This window comes from Pseudomonas folii (assembly GCF_014357575.1).
GTDB lineage: Bacteria > Pseudomonadota > Gammaproteobacteria > Pseudomonadales > Pseudomonadaceae > Aquipseudomonas > Aquipseudomonas folii.
Genome location: NZ_JACONW010000002.1, coordinates 68239 through 89825, shown reverse-complemented (window position 1 = coordinate 89825; position 21587 = coordinate 68239). Strand labels below are relative to the sequence as shown.

Annotated in this window: 23 protein-coding genes and 1 pseudogene; 3 read left to right on the top strand and 21 right to left on the bottom strand. The window is 56.3% G+C overall.

Going from position 1 to position 21587, the window contains the following annotated elements:
• Positions 1-17: 17 nt before the first annotated feature.
• Both H8S59_RS01200 and H8S59_RS01195 read right to left on the bottom strand, forming a co-directional pair.
• Entirely contained in the window at positions 18-632 is a 615-nt protein-coding gene (locus tag H8S59_RS01200; protein WP_187520178.1) for a response regulator transcription factor, read from the bottom strand.
• A 24-nt stretch (positions 633-656) separates the two neighbouring features.
• On the bottom strand, positions 657-2222 hold the full coding sequence (locus tag H8S59_RS01195; RefSeq protein WP_187520177.1) for an ATP-binding protein: 1566 nt from the start codon (positions 2220-2222) through the stop codon (positions 657-659).
• 402 nt (positions 2223-2624) lie between these two features.
• Here H8S59_RS01195 and H8S59_RS01190 point away from each other — a divergent pair, with 402 nt between their 5' ends.
• Entirely contained in the window at positions 2625-3827 is a 1203-nt protein-coding gene (locus H8S59_RS01190) for an MFS transporter (RefSeq protein ID WP_187520176.1), read from the top strand.
• A 294-nt stretch (positions 3828-4121) separates the two neighbouring features.
• Here H8S59_RS01190 and H8S59_RS01185 read toward each other — a convergent pair whose 3' ends face one another.
• From H8S59_RS01185 to H8S59_RS01155, 7 genes are all read right to left on the bottom strand, one after another.
• Positions 4122-5450: an LLM class flavin-dependent oxidoreductase gene (locus H8S59_RS01185; RefSeq protein WP_187520175.1), complete on the bottom strand. Its 1329-nt coding sequence runs from the start codon at positions 5448-5450 to the stop codon at positions 4122-4124.
• Between the two features lie 33 nt (positions 5451-5483).
• Positions 5484-6425, bottom strand: a complete 942-nt coding sequence (locus tag H8S59_RS01180; RefSeq protein ID WP_187520174.1) for an aliphatic sulfonate ABC transporter substrate-binding protein — start codon at positions 6423-6425, stop codon at positions 5484-5486.
• Positions 6426-6585: 160 nt separating this feature from the next.
• Positions 6586-7884, bottom strand: coding sequence for an NAD(P)/FAD-dependent oxidoreductase (locus tag H8S59_RS01175; protein ID WP_214658153.1), 1299 nt, complete (start codon positions 7882-7884; stop codon positions 6586-6588).
• Positions 7881-9014, bottom strand: coding sequence for an enolase C-terminal domain-like protein (locus H8S59_RS01170; protein ID WP_214658152.1), 1134 nt, complete (start codon positions 9012-9014; stop codon positions 7881-7883). The genes H8S59_RS01175 and H8S59_RS01170 overlap by 4 nt, the downstream gene beginning before the upstream one ends.
• Before the next feature lie 79 nt (positions 9015-9093).
• Positions 9094-9870, bottom strand: coding sequence for an amino acid ABC transporter ATP-binding protein (locus tag H8S59_RS01165; protein WP_187520184.1), 777 nt, complete (start codon positions 9868-9870; stop codon positions 9094-9096).
• Complete coding sequence (locus H8S59_RS01160) at positions 9870-10532, bottom strand: amino acid ABC transporter permease (RefSeq protein ID WP_187520173.1); 663 nt, start codon at positions 10530-10532, stop codon at positions 9870-9872. The genes H8S59_RS01165 and H8S59_RS01160 overlap by 1 nt, the downstream gene beginning before the upstream one ends.
• Before the next feature lie 70 nt (positions 10533-10602).
• Positions 10603-11436, bottom strand: coding sequence for a transporter substrate-binding domain-containing protein (locus H8S59_RS01155; RefSeq protein ID WP_187520172.1), 834 nt, complete (start codon positions 11434-11436; stop codon positions 10603-10605).
• A 367-nt stretch (positions 11437-11803) separates the two neighbouring features.
• Here H8S59_RS01155 and H8S59_RS01150 point away from each other — a divergent pair, with 367 nt between their 5' ends.
• Positions 11804-12700 carry a LysR substrate-binding domain-containing protein gene (locus H8S59_RS01150; RefSeq protein ID WP_095095841.1) on the top strand — a complete coding sequence of 299 codons (897 nt, stop codon included), beginning with the start codon at positions 11804-11806 and terminating at the stop codon, positions 12698-12700.
• 9 nt (positions 12701-12709) lie between these two features.
• Here the strand turns inward: H8S59_RS01150 and H8S59_RS01145 are convergent, their stop codons facing one another.
• The 4 genes from H8S59_RS01145 to H8S59_RS01130 all read right to left on the bottom strand — a co-directional run bounded on the left by H8S59_RS01145 (position 12710) and on the right by H8S59_RS01130 (position 17019).
• Entirely contained in the window at positions 12710-13789 is a 1080-nt protein-coding gene (locus tag H8S59_RS01145) for a polyamine ABC transporter substrate-binding protein (protein ID WP_095095838.1), read from the bottom strand.
• Between the two features lie 537 nt (positions 13790-14326).
• Positions 14327-15571 carry a PrpF domain-containing protein gene (locus tag H8S59_RS01140; RefSeq protein ID WP_187520171.1) on the bottom strand — a complete coding sequence of 415 codons (1245 nt, stop codon included), beginning with the start codon at positions 15569-15571 and terminating at the stop codon, positions 14327-14329.
• A 207-nt stretch (positions 15572-15778) separates the two neighbouring features.
• On the bottom strand, positions 15779-16000 hold the full coding sequence (locus tag H8S59_RS01135; RefSeq protein WP_095095829.1) for a hypothetical protein: 222 nt from the start codon (positions 15998-16000) through the stop codon (positions 15779-15781).
• A 536-nt stretch (positions 16001-16536) separates the two neighbouring features.
• Positions 16537-17019 (bottom strand): DUF6882 domain-containing protein, encoded by a 483-nt coding sequence (locus H8S59_RS01130; protein ID WP_187520170.1) that lies wholly within the window; start codon positions 17017-17019, stop codon positions 16537-16539.
• Positions 17020-17289: 270 nt separating this feature from the next.
• Here H8S59_RS01130 and H8S59_RS26875 point away from each other — a divergent pair.
• A pseudogene (locus H8S59_RS26875) lies at positions 17290-17585 on the top strand (DUF2388 domain-containing protein).
• A 31-nt stretch (positions 17586-17616) separates the two neighbouring features.
• Here H8S59_RS26875 and H8S59_RS01120 read toward each other — a convergent pair.
• From H8S59_RS01120 to H8S59_RS01085, 8 genes are all read right to left on the bottom strand, one after another.
• Positions 17617-17874, bottom strand: a complete 258-nt coding sequence (locus H8S59_RS01120) for a DUF1652 domain-containing protein (protein WP_187520169.1) — start codon at positions 17872-17874, stop codon at positions 17617-17619.
• A gap of 103 nt (positions 17875-17977) precedes the next feature.
• A complete protein-coding gene (locus H8S59_RS01115) occupies positions 17978-18157 on the bottom strand; it encodes a hypothetical protein (protein ID WP_095095817.1) in 180 nt (59 codons plus the stop codon).
• Positions 18158-18349: 192 nt separating this feature from the next.
• On the bottom strand, positions 18350-18565 hold the full coding sequence (locus tag H8S59_RS01110) for a hypothetical protein (RefSeq protein WP_095095815.1): 216 nt from the start codon (positions 18563-18565) through the stop codon (positions 18350-18352).
• An 88-nt stretch (positions 18566-18653) separates the two neighbouring features.
• The gene (locus H8S59_RS01105) at positions 18654-19172 is read right to left on the bottom strand and encodes a GNAT family N-acetyltransferase (protein WP_246474987.1); all 519 of its coding nucleotides are present in this window, start codon (positions 19170-19172) and stop codon (positions 18654-18656) included.
• An 817-nt stretch (positions 19173-19989) separates the two neighbouring features.
• Positions 19990-20256, bottom strand: coding sequence for a hypothetical protein (locus H8S59_RS01100; protein ID WP_246474978.1), 267 nt, complete (start codon positions 20254-20256; stop codon positions 19990-19992).
• Positions 20249-20545: a hypothetical protein gene (locus H8S59_RS01095; protein ID WP_187520166.1), complete on the bottom strand. Its 297-nt coding sequence runs from the start codon at positions 20543-20545 to the stop codon at positions 20249-20251. The genes H8S59_RS01100 and H8S59_RS01095 overlap by 8 nt, the downstream gene beginning before the upstream one ends.
• Positions 20546-20632: 87 nt before the next feature.
• Positions 20633-21136, bottom strand: a complete 504-nt coding sequence (locus tag H8S59_RS01090) for a DUF2514 family protein (RefSeq protein WP_187520165.1) — start codon at positions 21134-21136, stop codon at positions 20633-20635.
• Positions 21133-21570 carry a cell wall hydrolase gene (locus H8S59_RS01085; RefSeq protein ID WP_187520164.1) on the bottom strand — a complete coding sequence of 146 codons (438 nt, stop codon included), beginning with the start codon at positions 21568-21570 and terminating at the stop codon, positions 21133-21135. The genes H8S59_RS01090 and H8S59_RS01085 overlap by 4 nt, the downstream gene beginning before the upstream one ends.
• Positions 21571-21587 lie beyond the last annotated feature (17 nt).

Genomic DNA, 21587 nt, shown 5'->3' with positions numbered 1-21587 from the left:
AATTGTGCTGTTTTATATCAACTGACCAGACTTAATTGCTCGTGCATCTTGACCAGCTCAATCAAAGTTCGTGCTTTCATTTTTGTCATAATGTGCCGCTTATGAACTTTCACCGTTATTTCGCTGGTGCCCAGATCCCCGGCAATCTGTTTATTCATTTTGCCTGTTACCAATAGCGTCATGACTTCCCGCTCACGGGGCGTCAGGGTCTCGAAACGGCGCCTGACGCTTTCGACGTGCAGCCGACCCGCCAGCTCGTTTTCATCGTGTTCGAGGGCCTGGCGCACCACCATCAGCAAATGGTCTGGCTCGAAGGGTTTGGTCAAAAACTCGTGCGCGCCGGCTTTGATGGCCTTGACTGACATCGGAATCGTGCCAAAGCCGGTCATGAATATAATCGGGAAGCGATGGCCACGACGGAGCAACTCCTCCTGCACATCGAAACCACTTGAAGCGGCAAGGTTGACGTCCAGCAACAGGCACGTCGGTTGATCTTCAAAAGACTGCTCAAGAAACGCCTGGGCGTTGGCGAAGCATTCGGTGTTGATGTCCGCAGAATTCAGCAGGCGAGCCAATGACGTGCGGATCGTGCACTCATCATCGACCACATAAACCTTGGGTGTAGCGCTCATATACAGATTTTCCGAAGCTTCGTGCTACTGGCTTGTCGCCAGAATTCGTTGGTGATTGAGATGAAAATAGTCGGAGTCGTGCAGGCCGCCCCCCACTGCTCGCAATGTCGCGACAGAAGCGGTGGATGCCGGGCGCACTGCATGCTGATTACGCTGCCCAATGCTCTGCCTTGAGCCTTTATCGCCCGCCAGCTCGGTGATTGTCTCCATCAGCCAGCTGCGGGTCGCCTTCAGCAATCGGTAAAACCGAAAAGGCCCCTCGGCGGCAATCAGCAACAGCGACTTCTGCGCCAGACTGACAATGCAGTCCATCACCCGACCTTGGGGCAGCGCCAGGGACTGCGCCCTTTCACAGGCCTGAGCGAAGGTGAAACGGTCGTCGAAACGGCTCAAGCGTTCCAGCACCGCGCACTCGTCCGCGCTCAGCAGACGATAGCTCCACTCTACCGAAGCCACCAGTGACTGATGACGATCAGGTGCACTGCGCAGGCCGCCGGACAAGAGGTGTGGGCTATGTTGCAGGCTTTGCAGCAACTCGAACAGCCCCAGAGTGGCTGCGCGGGCGGCCGCCATCTCCAGCGCCAGCGGGATGCCGTCCAGATGACGGCAGACTTGTGCGACCAACGCCACACTCTGCTCGTCCAGATTTTCCATGTTCTCTGCGGGGAAATAAGAGTCCAGTGCCCGCAAGCGTGTCATGAACAATTGTGCTGAACCGCTTTGCAGCACTTCGTGACGGTCGGCGTCGTGCTCCGGGATCGCAAGCGGGGCCACGTTGAGCGTGCGTTCGCCACCAATGCGCAGTGGTTCACGGCTGGTGACCAGAATCCGCAACGGCGGACAACTGCGCAGCAGATGCTCACTGACCGCCGCCACCGCATCGATCAAGTGCTCACCGTTATCCAGAATGATCAGGCGATTCTGCTGACCAAGGCATTCGACAATTGCCTCCATCGGCGACCTCCCCGGCAAAACCACCAGATCCAGAGCGCACGCCAAAGACTCGACAATGCGCTCAGGGCAGGTAGTGTGTGCCAGCGGCACGAAGCAGACATGCAAACTATCGGTCAAGGACAGGTGGTGGGCAACCGCCACTGCCAGGGATGTTTTGCCGATCCCGCCTGAACCCACGAGGCTGACCAGCGCGTTGCTCAGCAACGCCTGGCAGACTTCTTCCAGCGCGGCTTCCCGACCAATCAGCGGGACGTTATGAGGAAGATCGTGTTGGCGCAGCATCGAGCCCGTGAATGACCCCGCTGTCACCGGGTCTTTATGATCATTGGCTGCAATAGCGGATTCGTCCTCTCCCCCCACCAGCATGTAACCGCGCCCGGGAATGGTCCTGATCAGATCGCGGTCTTCACCCAGTGCCTTGCGCAGTGCGGAGATATGTACCTGCAGGTTGTTTTCTTCAACCACGGTGTCGGGCCAGACGCGCTGAAGCATCTCGTCCTTGCTGATCAGGCGGCCCGGACAGGTAATCAACAGTTCCAGAATATCGAACGCCCGTGTGCCCACCCGCAATGGCACACCACTTCTGAAGACTTCTCTGAGTTCAAGAGAGACGCTGGCTTGACCGAGACTGATCATTTTTATTCACGCTGTCCGTCGGTTATCGGTAAGTATCCGGCCCGCGGATAGATCGCGATCAATATAGGGTTTATCACGGGCGGCTCAGGGTATCTAAGCAGCTAATTAGTTCCACCGATACTATCTATAAGGATAGGCTGGAAACTCGCTCGATAAACTTTGGTTGCGACTAAGCACAATCACGCAAGTAGATGACCTCAACTTTTACTCCAGGCGTTATGATAGTAACCAAACGCTATCAATACGGCAGTAGTATTACCGGGAAACTTGCTCTGTTGTGAGCTTGTGATGTTGTTGATCTTCATCGAATTGCCCATCGCCAGGCCTGTCATAAAGACCTGTCGATCAACGCGACAGCCGTTGCAGGCCGATCCCCTTCAGACTGAACATGAGCCAGAGATTATGACCTCCTCAGCAGCCTCACCCACTCAAGCCCCGCCAAACACCCTGACTCGCGGCCTGGTGCTGTTGTTTGCATTTTGCTGTGGCGCCATCGTCGCCAACATTTACTACGCCCAGCCCATCGTAGAGCTGATTGCCCCCGATGTCGGGTTGTCGGCCCACAGCGCGAGCCTGATCGTATCCCTGACCCAGATCGGTTACGCCCTTGGCCTGTTATTTCTGGTACCGCTGGCTGATTTGCTGGAAAACCGCAAGCTGATGATCGGCACTGCAATCGTGGCCACTGCCAGCCTTTTGGCAGCGGCGTTCAGCGAGCACGCCAATGGTTTTCTGATGATTTCCCTGCTGATCGGCTTCAGTTCGGTGTCGGTGCAAATGCTGATTCCGCTGGCGGCACACCTGGCACCGGAAGAAACCCGCGGTCAGGTCGTCGGCAACATCATGGGCGGCCTGCTGCTGGGTATCCTGCTAGCCCGGCCGCTGTCCAGCCTGATCGCTGACCATTTCGGATGGCGAGCGGTGTTCGTGACCGCGTCGGTAGTGATGCTGGCGATCATTCTGGTGCTGGCCCTGACCATTCCCAAACGCACGCCAGATCACAAGGCGTCTTACGGACAACTGCTCGGCTCGTTGCTGACGTTGCTGCGCAAACATTCGGTGTTGCGTCAGCGGGCGCTGTATCAGAGCCTGCTGTTTGCTGCGTTCAGTCTGTTCTGGACGGCAGCTCCGATTGAGCTGTCCCGCACGTTCGGCCTGTCGCAAACCCAGATCGCGCTCTTTGCACTGGTGGGTGCCATTGGTGCGATTGCCGCGCCAGTCGCCGGGCGTCTGGCCGATGCCGGGCATAGCCGGCGCGCGTCGTTGCTGGCGATGATTATGGCGCCCGTTGCGTTTCTGGTGGGTCTGAGTCAACCGGGTTACAGCGTAATTGGCCTGGCGATCACGGGAGTGCTGCTCGATTTTGCGGTGCAGATGAACATGGTGCTGGGACAGCGCGCGGTGTACGCCCTCGACCCGGCCAGCCGCGGTCGCTTGAACGCCCTGTACATGACCAGCATCTTCGTCGGCGGCGCTATTGGCTCAGCGCTCGCCAGCAGCTTGTACGAGCAGAATGGCTGGCACGGAGTCGTGTGGCTGGGAGCAGGTTTGCCGCTGGTTGCGCTGGTGGTGTTTCTGGTGGTGGGGCGTGTTGGCCGAGGCTAGTCTGGTGGAACTCTCGGGGTTGACGAGCGCTCGTGGGACCGGCTTCAGCCGGGAAGGCGGTATTTCTGACCGTGAAAAACATGGTGTCCATACCGGCCTCTTCCCGGCTAAAGCCGGTCCCACGACGTGAACACCGGGGAGATTCCAGGGGTGCCCGCACACTGACGTGGGACCGGCTTCAGCCGGGAAGGCGGTATTTCTGACCATGAAAAATATTGTGCCTATACCGGCCTCTTCCCGGACAAAGCGAAGCGCGGCCTGTCCTACAGATCAATTTTCGCATCAAAGCATCGCTCAACCGTCGGGCAACTCCCCAAGCCCAAAATGCTCCCTCAACGTCGAACCTTCATATGCCGTCCGGAACAACCCTTTGCGCTGCAGATGCGGGATCACGCTTTCAACAAACTCGCTGAACGAGCCCGGCAGATAAGCAGGGGAAATGACAAATCCGTCGCTCCCACCCGCCAGGAAAATATCCGCCAGTTGATCCGCGATCTGCGCGCCAGTGCCCACCAGTTGCGGGACGCGGACGCTGCTGGCGAAGATCCGTCCCAGCTCTTCCAGCGTCGTATCCGCGCCCTGCATCAGCAGTTTCTCCGCAGCTGCCGGATGAATCAGTGGCGACCGGGCAATGTCTGCCAGCGTCGCTGACAGCGGGAATGGCGACAGGTCCACATTCAGTTGCGAGGCCAGCGTCACCAGGCCCAGTTCAGGGCGAGCCAATGCATTGTGTTTGTCGCGCCTGGCTCTTGCCTCGGCTTCGCTGCCACCAATGAACGGCATCACTGCCGTCAGCACCTTGCAACTATCTGCCGAGCGTCCTTGTTGCACCACTTGCGCCCGCACGTCCTCACGAAACGCCTGCATGGCTTTCAGGTGGGGATGGATGGTGAAAATCGCTTCGGCCCAGCGCGCACCAAAACGACGACCACGCCCCGAAGAACCGGCCTGGATCAGCACCGGCCTGCCCTGCGGGGAGCGAGGAATGTTCAACGGTCCCTCGACCTTGAACCAGTCGCCATGATGCTGCACCGGATGAATCCTGGATGGATCAGCCAGCACGCCGGTTTCACGGTCCAGCTTCAGCGCGTCACGCTCCCAACTGCGCCAGAGCTTGAGCGCCACTTCGACAAATTCATCGGCACGGTCGTAACGCAGGTCGTGCTCCAGGTGTTTGTCCTTGCCGAACAAACGCCCTTCGCTGTCATTCATCGAGGTCACGATATTCCAGGCGGCGCGACCTTTGGACAGGTGATCAAGCGTCGCGAACTCTCGGGCGATATGAGCGGGCTCGTAATAGGTGGTCGAACGTGTTGCGCCCAGCCCCAGTTTGCGGGTCTGACCGACCAGATAAGAAAGGATCGGCAACGGGTCCAGGCGCGTGGCGTCCTGAGCGCCATAGCGCAACGCCACGTCCCGGGAACCGCCCATTTGATCGCCGACCGCGAGGCGGTCAGCGAAAAACAGAAAATCGAACAAGCCCTCCTCCACGACTCGCGCTGTACGGGCGTAATACTCAGGATCGAGGTAGTTACCGACCGTCTCCGGATGGCGCCAGACGGCATGACTGTGGATGACCGGCCCGGTCAGCAGAAACGCGGACAGGTGAATTTGACGGCTCATGTGCAACTCCAGTCGAAGGGGTCAAGCCTGAGGTTATTTGCCTTCAGGCGCCCAGACAGTGATGCCGGAAATCTTCAGCGGCTTGGGGATCAGCTTTGCGCCGTAATAGGTGTCGGCAATGCGCTGTTGCTCGGCCAGCTCATCCAGCTTGACGGGGACAATGTCGTAGCTGCGTCGACTGTTGGCCAGTTCCACGGTTTCAACAGGGATGTTGCCCCATACCGGCGCAAGGATTTTTGCCGCGTCCTGCGGATGAGATTTAACCCATTTGCCAGACTCGCGCAGGGTGTCGATGACCACCTGCAAGACTTCGGGGTGAGCCTTGGCAAAACTGGTATTGGCGAGATAGAAGCGGTTGTAATTGGCCAGTCCCTGACTGCCGTCGGTGATGATGCGCACCTGATGCTCGCGTTGCTGGGTCGCTAGGAACGGGTCCCAGATCGCCCAGGCATCGACCTTGCCACTGGCAAACGCGGCGACACCATCCGGCGCTTCCAGATAGCGCGGCGTGATGTCGTTGAGGGTCAGGCCAGCCTGTTTCAGCGCAGCGATCAGCAGGAAGTGACTACCCGAGCCCTTGGACACCGATACGGTTTTACCCTTGAGGTCTGCCACACTTTTGATCGGCGAATCCTTCGCGACGATGATCGCCTGAGCACTCGGCGACGCCGCTTCGCGTGCGTAGTAGGTCAATGGCGCATCGGCTGCCTGGGTAAACAGGGCAAAGGCGTCAGCCACATCGGCGTGCAAATCCACCGCACCCGCGTTCAACGCACTGAGCAATCCACTGCTGAATTCATGCCAGTTGACGTTGAAACCCAGCGGCTTGAGGCGCTGCTCCAATTGGCCATTTTCCTTGAGCAGGATCCACAACGTGGACGAACGTTGGTAGCCGATATTGATGGTCTGTTCGGCGTGCGCCGTAACCGCGGCAAGCATCAAGCCTGCTGCGAGGATAAGTTTTCGTAGGGTCATGGAATCCTTCGCCTTTCGAGGATGCGCCGCTCATTCCAGAAACCATAAGCGACGCTTTTTAAATTCCATTTAATTATAATAATTTACGAAAACTATTGAAGAAACGTATAAACATAAGCTTATGCCGTTTCCCTCCAGCGACATCCGCGTAATCCTCGAATCAGAAGCGCGAGGCCGAGAAAGGCGTGATGTCGATGGGCGTAGGCTTACCGGCAAACAGACTGGCAACGATTTCAGCCGTCATAGGCGCCGAAGCCAGGCCGACATGCCCATGGCCGAAAGCATGCACGACGTCTGGTGTCGCCTTTGCCTTAGCGATGACAGGAAGCCCATCCGGCGTTGAAGGACGATTGCCCTGCCAGCGGGAAATCTTCAGTTGCGTGGGGTCATCACCGAGCCCGGGATAGGTCTTCAGCAAGTGATGCAGCAAGATCTCTGCGCGCTTCCAGTCAGGCGGGTATCCAACCCCCGCCAACTCCACCTGACCTGAAGCACGCAATCCACTGCGAGTCATGGTGTTGGCCATCTTCCCGTCAGACGGCATTACCGGGATGCGCGGGCCACTGGCAGGCTGAGCGACTTGCACGTGGTAGCCGCGCTCGCTTTCCAGAGAAACCCGGTCGCCTACGCTTTTCGCGAGCACTTTGGAGTGAATGCCTGCGGTGATGACAGCGCCATCGCAGATGACGGCGCCCTTGTCGGTCCGCACGCTTTGCAGGCGAGCGTTGCTGATGTTGAACCCCTCGGCCCGCGCCTGAATCAGCTCGCCGCCCAGCGCGGTGAAGCTGTTAACCAGACCGCGCACATATGCCCCCGGATCAAGGCAATGCCCGCCACTTTCAAGCAACACGCCGAAGGTATAACGGCGACTCAGGGCAGGCTCGAATTCATGCAGGGCGTCGGCGTCCAGTTCCCACCACTGGATGCCATTGTCGCGCCTTAGCTGCCACGAAAAAGCTTCCTGGGCGAAGGCATCGCGATCCGGATAAACGTAGAGCAAACCGTCCTGCCGAATGAGATCCGGCACGCCGCACGCCGTGGCCAGTGCCCGATGTCGCGCGGGCGCATCAGACAACAACGTAGAAAGGATACCGGCTGTTCGGGCGGCCTTGGCAGGCGTTGCGCCCGCCTTGACGAAGCGGATCAACCACGGCGCGAGCTTCAACAGGTACTGCCAGCGAATCGTGAACGGTCCCAGAGGATCGAGCAGAAAACCGGGGACTTTTTTCCAGAGCCCAGGCATCGACATCGGAATGATCGACGCCGGGCTGATAAATGCACCATTGCCGTAACTCGCAGCGTGCTCGCCACCGGGATCATTGGGCTCCAGAATCGTCACGCGATAGCCATCCTTCAGCAACGCCAGTGCGGTACACGCACCGACAATGCCGCCGCCAATCACGACGATGTGCCGGGGCGTTGTTGCGGTGTCCTGGTTCATACGGGATACGCTACTCATCGTTCAGCCAGAATGCGCGCATTGCCGCGCAGCGATGCTTCAGTGACGGAAATGCCCAACCCCGGCCCGGTCGGAACAATCACGGCCCCATCACGATTGGGAATGCGTTCTTCCAGTACGTCCTCGGTCAGTACGTGGTGCGGCATGTAGAACTCGCAGCCCAGCGACATGCCTGGCGTCGCCGCAATGAACTGAGTGCCTGCGGCCAGCGCAATCCCGCCCTCCCACAAGGTGCCGCCATAGGCCGGGATATGCACGGTGTCGGCGATGGCCATGATCCCTTGTGCCTTGAGAATGCCCCCGGCTTTCATCAGCTTCACCGAAATCGCGTCCGCCGCACCAAGACGAATAATTTCCATCAGGTCGCGGGCGTCAAAGCAGCTCTCGTCAGCGAGAATCGGCGTATCCAGTGCGTCGGCAAAAGACGCCATGGCCGCCAGGCAGTTACGAGGAACTGGTTGCTCGATGAATGTGGGGCGGAACTGGTCAACGTCACGCAGGATGCTGATCGCGCCAAAGGGTGCCAGCGCCTGGTTATAGTCGAGGCGCAGATCGATCGAATTGCCGAATTCGCTGCGCATGGCGTCCAGATGAGCCATGTCTTCAGCGTGGGATTTGACCCCGGTCTTGACCTTGAAGATGCGATTGCCTGCCGGAACCATAGCCCGCATGCGTTCCATGTCGGCATCAAAGTCAGGGTCGGCAATCGAGAACGACAGGGGAATGCTGTCACGCACCCTGCCGCCCAAAAGGTCAGCAATGGACAACCCGCAGGATTTGCCGAGGATGTCGAACATCGCGGTTTCAATGGCGAGTTTGGCTTCGCCGTGGCCCACCAGCGCAGTATCCATTGCCAGGGTGGTGGCCCTGATCGAGCGGATATTTGCGCCAATCACCAGCGGCCGAAGATAGGTGTCGATGGCGGCGAACGCGCCTTCGGCGGTACCGGTAAACACCTCCCAGGGCGTAGCCTCTCCCCAGCCGACAATGCCAGAAGTCGAGGTCAGCTCCACCAGCACCCGTTTCACGCTGCCTTTGACATTGCCCACGCCTTGAAGCCGCGCCATTTTGATCGGACTTTCAATCAAGAAGACCCGAAGTCGTTGAATGCTTTCGTTTGTCATGGTCATGATTCCTCCGCCCGCCGCGCAGCCTGAACAATCAGAGACCGGGCACGATTAATGTCTGTTGAAATCGGTCAGGCCCGGTTCAACGGGCGCCGCTACCTTTATGGAAATGGTTGAGGAAGTTACGCGTCGCGTCTTCACGCGGGTTGTCGATGGTCTCGCGCGCAGGCCCTTCCTCCACTACGTAGCCGTCACGCATGAACACCACTCTGTCAGCCACTTCACGGGCAAAGGCGATCTCGTGAGTGACGATCACCATGGTCATGCCATCCGCCGCCAGCTGTTTAATAGTGCTCAGTACCTCGCCTACCAACTCGGGGTCCAACGCCGAAGTGGCTTCATCAAACAGCATCACTTCGGGCTCCATCGCCAGCGCACGGGCAATGGCCACGCGCTGCATCTGGCCGCCAGAGAGCGTTTTGGGCATTTGCTGAGCACGTTCAGCCAGGCCGACTTTCTCCAGCTGCGCCATGGCCAGTTCCCGGGCCACGCTCTTGCTCAGCCGACGCACATGGACCGGCGCTTCCATCACGTTTTCCAGCACGCTCATGTGCGGAAAGAGGTTGAAGTTCTGGAAGACCATCCCGGTTCTAGCCCGAAAAGCCGCAAGCTCTTTCGTCCCGGGCGGGCGGCGTCCCTGACCGAACAGGAAGGTGGTATCCCCCACGCGGATTTCACCCGCGTCAGGCTCAACCAGCAGATTGATGGAGCGAAGGAGCGTCGACTTGCCCGAACCGGAAGGGCCTATCAGCGAGACGACACCGCCCTCCTCAACCTTGAAGTTGATGTTCTTCAACACCTCCAGCGCACCGAAACTCTTGCGCAGCGCGGTGATTTCGATCTTCGGCTTCGCGGACATCATTGAATGGCTCCATGTTTCTTCTCGCGATAGCGCACGATCAGGGTGAGCGGAAACAGGATCACAAAGTAAGCCACGGCCACCGCCGAATACGTCTCAAGCGGGCGAAAACTGTCGTGGGCAATCATCTGCCCCTGATAAACCAGGTCGGGTACGGCCAGCACCGACACCAGCGAGGTATTTTTGAATTGCATGATTGACTGGTTCATCAGCGCAGGCACCATGCGCCTGATCGCCTGGGGCAGAATGATCCGCCGCATGGTCAGCATCGGCGTCATGCCCAATGCACCACCCGCCTCACGCTGCCCTGCCTCGATGGAAACAATACCGCCACGAATGATTTCGGCGTAGAACGCACCGCCATAACAGGACAACGCCAGCAGCGAAGCGGTGATCGGCGTCATCTCGACACCCGCCAGGATCGGCAGCGCGTAATAGAACCAGATCAGTTGCACCAGCACCGGCGTGCAGCGAAAGACCTCTGTGAACATCAGTGCAACAGCCCGCACCAGCGCAAAACGAGACAGCAGCCCCATCGCCGCCAGCAGTCCAATAAACAGTCCGCCCACAACGATGGCGGCGGTAAACGACACTGTCAGGCCAAGGCCTTCAAGCAGCAGCCAGCGATATTCCCAGAGTGCGGAAAAATCCCACTCGTACATGTCAAAACCCCACGTCACCTAACACATCAATTACACAGGTTTGAAAGCTGCCCATCAGCAATGAAGGAGGTCAGATTTCGAAGCCTTCCGGGAAGTCTTTCTGGGTGACGTTGACCAGTTCCATATTGCGCATGATTGCGTCCTTGATGAAACCGTTGGCACGATGCTCGGTGATCCAGGCATCAACGAAGTCACGCCACGAGGTGTCTTCCTCACGGCGGAAGCCGGCATTGGAAGTGGTGGAGTTAATGGGCGTTGGCACAATCAGTTGGCCAATCGCAGGGTTCTTGGCCCGTAACGCGAGCGCCAGAACCATCACCAGACACTGAGCATCCACACGCCCGGATTGCAGCGCTGCCGTGGCATCACTGGCGGTTTTGAGGCGGGACACCGTAGCGTTCGGCGCGAGTCGGGTCACTGCACTGTCGTGGGAGGAACCTGCATCGACGCTGATGCGCATATCGGCGGTATTGAAGTCATCCCAGGTCTTGGCCGTGACTGACTTTTTGGCAATGAATGTGAACGAGTTCTTGAATACCGGACCGGAAAAGTCGATGACTTTTTGTCGCTCTGGCGTGGGGTTCAACCCGAAGAACACATCAATCTTGCTGGCCTGCAGATCCAGCACCGAGTTGCCCCAGGTGGTTTCCAGAATCGAAAGTTTCACACCCAGATCATCCGCAAGCTTTTGACAGATGTCGATGTAGAAGCCGCGCCATGGGCCGCCGGTCAGGCTCTTCTGGTAGTAAGGCGCGCCATCGGCAATGGAGCCGATACGCAAGACGCCTGAGGATTTCACGCGCTCAAGTGAGCTGTCTGCTTTGGCACCCAGTGAAACGAGCCCCGTCGACGCGCTAATGACGGTCGCCCCGAAAAGTTTGGTAAATCTTCTGCGCGTAATCATGCAAAGCGTTCCTTTTTCTGGGCCATTTGTGATGTTGTGAACTCATCATCTCGCGAAAATCTGACTGGCAGTCGAAAAAAGACAGGTGAAGCAAATGTCGATTTGACGGCGCATTGGAATGGTTCTCGGCGCTGTTCGACTTATTCTTGGCAGATGACTTCTGCTCAGTGCTGCGTAGTCATTCTGTATCCATGCGCGATATTACTTCCACGCGAGCAAGGTTCCGGGTATGGCCTGTGACTGGGCGTCCAAACCTGGCACAGAGTTGTACGACATATTGATGACACAAAGCTTTTTACAACTGAAGCCTTGAAAAATGGGGCCGCCATGACTAAAAATCATGGCACGCTCACTCAGGATCAATGCCATGCGCCGATTTCTACCTTCGCTTTCTGCGCTTCAGGCGTTCGAGGCCTCGGCACGGCACTTGAACTTCACCCGTGCGGCTGAAGATCTGTTCGTGACGCAAAGCGGGATCAGTCGGCAGATCACCAACCTGGAGCAGTTTCTAGGGATGCGGCTTTTCGAGCGCTCGGGCTCCCGGCTGATACTCACCGACGCGGGCAGCAAGTACGTTCAGGACGTGGTGCCCATGCTTAACCGACTCGAAGAAGTCTCCATCGACCTGGTACGTGGCCGCAAAGCCGATGCCTCGTTGATGATCGGCGCGAATCCCACCTTTGTGTCCCGCTGGCTCGCGCCACGACTGGAAAACTTCGTTCGCCAGGCACCGGAAATCCCCGTCGAGGTCAACCCGATAGAAGCCGATGTGGACTTCAAGACGTGCCGTTTCGATATTGCGATCATGCGCGGCACCGGAGCGTGGAAGGAAGCCAGGGCGCTGGAGTTGTTTGCTGAAGAACTGGTGGTCGTGGCGTCGCCAAAGTTGATGGCCCTGGGTGAGCAGCATGATCAACTGGACTTTTCCAGGCTGCCAACGCTGCAAAACGCAAGTCGCCCCAGCCTTTGGCTGCAATGGCTACGAGCGTCAGGATGTGTAGGCACGGGATTGATTCAGGGTGTCAGGTTTTCTCAGAGCGAAATGCTCATCAGCGCAGCCGTCAGTGGCCTGGGGCTTGCGGTGGTGCCCATTCACTACGTAGAACGGGAATTGCAATCCGGCGAACTTCACATGCCGTTTGGCGACCCGGTACGCTCGGGGGAATCGTATTGGGTGGTCAGCCCCGAGCGTAAATCCCAGAAACAGCATGGGCTGCTTTTTCGAGACTGGTTGATCCAGCAGGTGCGGCAGAGTCGCCACTGATCGTGTCGATCACTGACCGGCTTTAACTTCCGCCCAAACGCTCACCCTTAGCGCTTCGATATCTGGAGGTATCGCCTGCAAAGCGAACAAGGTGCTGAGGGTATCTGCGTCGGGATAGATGGCGATGTCATTGTGCACGGAGGCTTCGACCAGAGCCTCGGACTTTTCATTGCCATTCGCGTAATGCAAATAATTGGAAATGCCGCTGATCACCTTTGGGTCGAGTATGTAATTCATGAAGGCATAGGCAGCTTTCTGGTTCGGTGCGTCTGCAGGGATGGCCATCATGTCAAACCACATCGGTGAACCTTCCTTGGGAAGCACATAGTGGATGCCAACGCCTTTACCTGCCTCTTGCGCCTGTTGCTGCGCCAGCATGATGTCTCCGGAATACCCCACTGCGACGCAAATCTTGCCGCTGGCCAGATCCGTAATGTAATCAGTGGAGTTGAAATAGCGCACATAGGGCCGGATCGCGAGCAACGCTGCTTTGGCTTTCGGGTAATCCGCAGCGTTTGCACTGTCGGGTGCTTGTCCCAGATAGTTGAGCGCAATCGGCAACACACTGGCCGCACTGTCGACGAATGCAACACCGCATTGAGCCAGCTTCTTCATATTCTCGGGTTTGAAGATCAAGTCCCAGGAGTTCAACGGCATGTCTTTGCCCAACACCGCTTCGACCTGAGCGGCGTTATAGCCAATTCCCGTGGTGCCCCACAAATAGGGGAAGGCATAAGCGTTACCTGGATCAACGCCTGCCAGGGCTTGCAGCAGAACCGGATTGAGGTTTTTCCAGTTGGGCAATTGGCTTTTATCCAGCTTCTGCAGATCGCCGCGCTGAATCTGCCGACCCAGGAAATGACTCGACGGCACCACGATGTCGTAACCGGAATGTCCTGCCTTCAGTATTTCGTCCAGCTTCTCATTGCGCTCGTAAGTGTCATAAGTGGCGGCAATACCGGTTTCTTTCTGGAAGTTTTTCAACGTGTCCGGTGCGAAATAATCCGTCCAGTTGAAAATCTTCACGGTCGGCGCGGCCTGACTCATTGACGCTATCAACATCAGCGGAACGAAGGCTTTGGTGAACATCTTGTAGTCCTGTTCAATATGAGAGTCACACTCCCTGTGGTTGTCGTGATGCTAACCGATTGGTCTTGCGCGCGATGACAATATTTTAACTATGAGCGTTGTGAGCATTAGCCAATTCATACTGCTTTGTCGACGGTGTAGAATCTTCTCCGGATTAAGGTCGGCACGGATTGAATAGATGACTCAATGGGAACCCAGAGAATTTACGAAAAAGACCCGGAATCGGGCGTTACTGGCTTGCCTGATAATAGTCAGCTTTTTCGTGGATGTATCCTGGCTTGGGGGTGGCTCATCAAACCGCAAGCGTGTCTTCAGCCCTGGGTTCGTGAGTCTGTGCATTATCGTGGCGGTGCTTGAGTTGGTGATTTTGAATGGTATCTACGGCCAGGGTCGGTGACGCCTGAACGCGCACGAATGTGAAAAAATCTGTACGAAACGTTCACGCTTTTTTCACGCCCTGCCTCGTATTCTTATCCCAGCTCCTTCATGACTTTAAGCCCGTTGATCCCCATCGCGGGCTTTTCTTTTGCCTGCGATTTACTGCCTCTGGCTTTGAGCGTCCTCGCCCAATGCTTCAATCAACCCGGCAGACGCGCTATACAACGGTACATGTCCGCGCATCAGGACCTGCGTACTTCGGCGATATGCAGCGGCCTTGACGTCGATGTGACTACCTTCGGTTCTTGTACTGACCGTCGTATCCAGTTTGCCAGCCGGGTTCTCGATGCTCACTTCGATGTCTGAAAACTCAGCGCCTGGCTGAGCAATACCTACCGCGACTTTGTAGGCAACTGTCCCGGGAAGAAGGCAAGCCGCAGCTAGACAGCAACCACCGGATACCGCCATCGACGCATGGCCCGTCTGAGGCGTGAAGTAACGCACGGCGATGTTGCCGCCATGACGCGGAGCGCCAACGATGCACACCTTGGGTATGGTCTCGCTTCGCTCAAGATCTACAAGGCTCATGAGCTCACCGTCGCGACGGCGAAGTTTCATTTTGAGCCCCGCCTCAATCCAGACTTGTCTTAGCTGTGCCATGAATATCGGGTCAGCTTCAAGCTCCGAGACAGGCTCATGACCGGTCTTGCCAAACCCCGCCGCGTCGGCAATCACCATCGGCACCGCCACGTCGACACAGGAAACGTCATGCCCGGCGACAGTATCCAGAACATTGCCTGTCGGCAAAAACGCACCGGTCTTGTTGCCCACCGGAGACTGGAGAAACAGGTCCACACTGGGGAAAGCCCCCTGGACACCCGGGATTTCAGCATTGATAAAACGCCCCTGTTCATCGCGATACATCCGCGCAAGCGTCACCACGCCAGTATTGGTGTTTTTGATTTCAATCTCGATGACGCCGCAGGCAGGCGCTTCTATCAGCCCGCTATCAATGGCCCAGAGCGGCAAGGCAGACGACATGTTGCCGCAATTCACACTCCAGTCGATGGCGCTGTGATCGCTGGCCAACTGCGCCAGCGTACTGACGATCCGAGGACCTGCCGATGTTTGCTCGACCCTTGCCAGGAATACCTTATTACTAGTGGCAGGCCCCCGCCCCAGGCCAGTGATCTGGCGATTACCGGGCTGATTTCCAGACTGGGGAACGCCCATAAGGTGACGCAGTAATTCTGCGCGCAGCCCTTCGTCGCGGGGTAACAATGGCTCCCAGATCACCACACCCGTCGAAGTACCGCCGCGCATGTAATGCACAGGCAATTCGATTACGCCGCTTTGGAGTCGACTATTGAGCGTGGTCTGGTTAGCAAATGAGGATGCGTGCATGGAGTTTTCCATCGCCGTCGGATGAATGGGCGTTTTAGCGCATCCTACAGACTTACACACCTAAAAATCGAGGCTCCCCCGACGGCCCAGACTGCTTTACGGATTGAGTTGAGTTGCCCTGACCGCCGGGGGAACGCGTGTACTTTAATGAGAGAGGGATGCTGTGGATTTAAGACAAGTCTTAAAATGCGACCTTCAAAGCATCCATCATCCTGGCGAGAACAGCGACCTGATCATGTGAAGTTCTGCCGCATGAGTCATGGCCTCCAGGTCATCAAGACTCATTGAATGGCCGCACCCTGCACATTGCTCGCCCACCAGATCCTCAATCCCGAACAGGCCGCTGGTAGTGCCATCGCCTGGATCAAAAGGGTTGCAGTTGCAGGCGATGCACCGGAAATCCTCGAAATACTGCTCGTCCAGTTTCATTGTCTGACAATCCTGAAAATTCGAACGCATGAAACACCATCTCTATCTTACTTGCTAGCCAGACCCGACGGCAGACACGCGACTTAGTCTTTTTTATCCTCTAGACAGAACGAGATATCCTCAAAATCAGCCTCTTCTGATAAATGTGTATCGCTAACTTTACAGTAGAGCCGAGGCCAGCATGTTAACGGTCTGACCTTGGCGACTTATGGAGGAACAGGAAATTGAAAATTTCCGATGGCTCCGGTGATGGAGCTGGAGGCCATAGCCTGTGTATTTTCAGATCGGCCAGCTTGAAACCAGGGCGGATTGCCGGTAGGTGGTGACCAATGTGAATCGTTAATAAGTGACACCAGCAGGCTACACACGAGACGTTCTGCAAGGTCACGATTAACGACCAGTACTTGTTAGCTCAGAGGCAGTGTTTGAAGGCAAGTCATGTTGCAGCTCTTCTGCCGTCTATATAGATATAGAAAACCTGCTGCATGAGGCTTACCGTTGCCGTAACGTGCTTGCTCTACTTAAGCCAATCAAGTTCAATCGTGCCTTACATGCTTAACATTGGTAAGCGCGAGGTAGACATTCGGCCCCTCCTCCCCTGTTGGAGCCCGGTAGCATCCCTCGGCATTCAAATAATGGACCGCGATGGCTGCCAGCTCCCAAGCCATCGATTCACCTTCGACGGCAAATGCCTCCTCGCTACCAAACAGTTCAATGCCGGTGATGTCGCGCAGATTTTTCAATGGAAGCGCTTTATCGCGAAGCTCAGGCTCAACACTCGGGTTGCACCACGCCCATTTCCAAGTATCGCTTTTGGGTGCAAAAGAACCGATATTAAGAATATTGGCTTCAACAGCAAGCCTGTCATTCTCGTCGAAAAACTGAACGGTGGCAGTCGTCTGATCCATCCACCAACGAGCCATTTCACCGAGACCAAACTTCTGCTGGAGCGCCTCCTGCTTGGTCATCAGGTTCTGCATCGCCTTTTCAAGCAACAGAGCAAATTCATTGTCTTCCATGTGCATTCCTTTTTATCAGTATCTGGCGAGCCTTCAGTCGATCCGCAGTAAACGACCGGTAGATAAGGCAAACCTATTACCGTCGGTTGTCTGAGCCGGTAGCCTCAGCGTGCCCCAAAGGTAGTGGGTGACAGGGGGGAAGGGTCGCCCAAAAAGAGTGGAAACTGTCAGTAAAACGAGCCCGGCCAAGTGCCATGCTTTTCGTATCTGACGGGTACTCGCCCATGCTATTGTGCCGCCCCCCCAAACAGGAAATGGACGTATTGAAGAATGAACTCATGGAAGGCTGTGGTGATGGCTCTGGCAACCTTGATCGGCGCACAGGTAGAAGCCGCTGAATACGTCTACATAAGTTCGTACGCAACAGTTTTGGGAAGTGAGATTTCATCCAAAAAAATCGCCATTTTTTTACGCCGGCTCGTGACGATGCTCTGGCTTTTATCGGCTCGGATGGCGATATCCGTGGCGCGCAGTTTGAGCAGGCTGTTCAGCGCTACCGCTCGACTGCTAACCAACCCCAGATGTCTGATCTTCAACTGGCCCAAGCTATTGCTGCAAGGGACTGACTGGCTCACCGGCAGACTTTTCGTATCTGCCCTACCCCAGTCGCTTCATGGACAACTCCATCTTACCCATAAGGTCTCTCTGCTCTTTCAGCGAGAGCACCAACCTGGCGATGGATCTGCTGGTAGAAAGCTCAGACAAAGGGATCGCTGCTATATACAGCTCGACATCGGCTGATTCGGGGTTGAAGAGCTTCACCGAGAAGCTATCGTTTGCGCCAATAACGCATTCGCACTTCGAAGGTAAAAACGCCGTTTCAAGCACTCGCTGGATATCTGCTTTTGAATACATGGTGCGTCCTCTGCTGACCCGGTAGTTTCACCAAGAGTAGATCACGGCTTCAGGTGCGTCTTGCACAACCCGGATCAGGATGACAAGGGCGAGACCGAAAGCCCTATTTAGTGTTTGTCGACTGCGTGAACATCCAGCCAAAAATCACGATCATCACAATAGGCATGATCAGTTGAGAAGATGGCGCAGTACCGCTGTAAACCTGCAAGCCGGTGAACAGAATCACGAACAGGTTTCCAACGACACAAACCAGAGATGGCCAGCGCAAGTACTTCGGGAACATCTCTCACTCCTTTGAGCAAAAGCAGGATGGTAATTGGGTGTGGCTTTCATTCCTAGTAGTGGCCGAAAAGCTTCCCCTCAAAAAGTGGAAGGTTCCACCATTCAATTTGCCCGGCATGAGCGGAGCTCGAACCGACATGCGCAGGGATACCTGACTAAGGTCTGGGCGGCCGCCCGAAGTCAGGCGCGCTTTCTAAAATTCAGCCAGATTCCCCTTCACCAAGTGGCAGCAGTATCGACTCTTGTCCACCGCACTTGGCTTGAACTGATCGAGCAACCCCACCTGCTCTTCACCTAAGTCAGCAGCCGCTTGCTCTGACAGCTCGTCTATATCGATACCCATACTCGCAGCTGTTGCGTAAACAGCGACCAGCATCTGCTTTAGTTCAATTGCGTGCTTGCCGATCATGTCTGAGCCCTCTGGGTGTGGGCTTGAACTTAGACCTGTAGCGCGACTGGCTTTAAAACGGCTTGCTAAAATAGTTATTCCAATGCAGCTAATCAAGATACATCCGGGCAACCGGGTCTGTACGCAGCAGACTGTATTGGTGGAGGCTCAGGAACTCGCCGTCCTTAAGCTCGACATCACGAAGAGTTCCGTCGTGGTGAAATCCGAGCTTTCGAAGCAAGGCGCAACTCGCTTCATTGGCCGGTTCAACATCAGCATGGATTCGATGAACACCCATAACTTCAAAGGCATAACGAAAAACGGATGGCAGAGCGTCGGTCAATAGGCCTTGGCGCCAGTAGGTGGGCATGAGCCAATAGCCAAGCTCTACACGGCGATGGTGTTGGCTCCAATCATTAAAACCGCAGGCACCTATCATTGAGTCGTCTTTCAGGTCTGCTATAGCCCACCAGGCTCCCGTTTGCTCGGCAACGATTTTCTCAAACCATTGCATTTGCGCTTCAGTCGCTTCAATGCTGGAGTACGAAACTCCGTAGTGCGCGATGACTAACGGATCCGATAAGCCAACGTAGACCGCTGGCAGATCACTTGGCCGGACAGGCCTCAATCTAATCCTGTCAAGCGCGAACTCTGGAACGGTCTCAGACAATTTCGGTGCTCACTTTTTTAGTGCCGAGATCATGCCAGTATTCGTGATACCACTTCAACGATAGCCACCTGATGACGTGTCGCCGCGTTAAAAATGCCCTACAACTACCCACTCCAACATTGCACCGAGCCCCCCTCCGATACCAGCAGCGAATATGCCGATCTCTCTCGGCATAGGAGTAGGGAAGCAAACATCAACGAGCCACGCCAAGCCTAGCCCCATGCCGATTGGGAAGATGATTGTCCAGCTCAGCTCGGGCATTTTGCGCTCCATGGGCGGTTGGCTTGCAGCGCGAAACAAATACCCCATCCACAACCAAATAGCCACTCTGTCACATCCAGCCTTGGCGGGCGGCGCATTCATGGATTGCTAAAGTAATGAGCAGCCTGGCTTTCATGAGGTGGGCGCACTTTCGCTCCACTTGAACTAGCGGGCGGGCAAAGACGGGTAGAACATCGCGGGGCATAACTGAGGGGATGACGAGGAATTACCAGAAGGATCACAACGATATCATCTGGTCGCGGACCTCGATATCAAGGAGATTTCGGACTGATGTTTTGATTCTGGGTCTTGAAATGAAAACGGCTCAAACACCGTAAGTGTTTGAGCCGTCTACAGAATAAATGGTCGGGACGGAGTGATTCGAACACTCGACCCCTTGCACCCCATGCACGCAGAACCCTAGCGATTCCTGTGCTTACTGCTGATTTAACTGGCGCTCGCTGCAATCGAATAGCCATAGATCACCATAGGGTCACATAAAGTCACGCAAAACTCACGCACCCTCCTCCGGCGTCCTGCCGACGAACAACCCAATCCTTTCCGCCTCACTCAGTTCAACCTCAGCCCACACCCTGGCAGCATCCAGCAGTTCGAGCATGTCGGACAGCTGATCGCTGTCGATCGCCCTCACCCGTAGCGCCTCATGCGCAAGCCCGAGCATCTTCTTCCGGTGCTGGTCAGGATCCGCGAGAAACGACATCTGATCCTTGATGCCCTTCTCCCACTCAGCAAGTGCCCCTTCCTTTATATGGCTACTCAATCCTGCACCACCACGACTGCGCGTAGAACGCATCGCCGATCTGCTCGACGCCGGTCAGGTTCATGCCGTTGTGGGACATGCCCGTGACCTGCACGTCGAGTAGCCGCGGCAGGATATCCGGCGCATTTGGCGCGCTGCTGAATAGCCAGGCACTGATAGTGGTTCGGCCAAGCGTTTCGTTCGGCATCTCGGATATATGGATGTCGCCAAGGACCGGCTGAATCTTCCGAAGCTGGGTTTTGTCGATGGCCACGCCGAGGTGACGACGCCTGACGATTAGGTAGCGCATATCTCTGACCGAATACTGTATGTGCGTACAGTTAATCGTCGAGGTGATGCAGGGTCAATACTGGATAGATGAGTTTGCGACGGGTGACTACTTGTCGATCAGGGATTGATAGGCTCGCTCACAGGCGAATCCGGCCCGACGACTTCCTGTAAGCGCTGACGCCAGTTCGCCCGCAGCTCCATCAGCTTCTGATCGCAACTGGGCGAGCAGATCGGTAAGATCTCCGATTGTCTTGCCTCTTGCGGCAAGGCGGGAATTGAGGGCGGCGCGGTCGGCAAGCAGCTTATCGGTTTGTTTGCGCAGGCTGTCATTGTCAGCGCGCTGGCGAGCAGCAAGAGCATCATCAATCTGTTTCTGGGCGTAGGCATCGTCGCGGACCTTCTCAATGGCTTTTTGGCGTTGCTGCTCGGTGGCCCTGGCAGATTCCTCCGCCTTGGCTGCGGCTTCGGCGATACCGGACTTGTACGTGGCGTATTCGGTGCGTACGTCACTGAGCGCCAATGTCTGGTAGATCAAGCCGCCAGCCAGAGCAACCATGAGCGCAACGACCACCAATACCCAAACTGGCACCAGCTTGAGGAATGCTGTCATGGCACATCCTTGAAGAAGACGTGATGACCCAGCTTCAGCGTCTGCTTGGCCTTCGCCGCCCAGGCCGGAGCCTTGGGCATCGTGGTTGCGTAGTAGTGAGTCGCGCCGCCAGTTGGGTCAGGCTCAGCAGCAGACATCACCAGATCAGCAGCTTTGAATGCCTGCATCAATTGGGCGGCTGGGATCACTTTTGCGCCGCTAAGATATGGAAAGTTCGGGTCATTCTTGTTCCAGCAGCTGAACTGCCACGGCTTCAGGCACACACCGGAATACCCCTCGCCCCACCAGTCCGGTTTACCGTCGTTGTGCAAATCCATTTCTACACGGTTACGGATTGACCAGGCCACGGCGATCTGCCCTGCCAAACCTTCTCCGCGAGCCTCGCCCCACAGGGTGCGTGCGAGGATGTCGCGGTCTTTATCGGATAAGGTCATGCTTTTCTCCAGGCAAA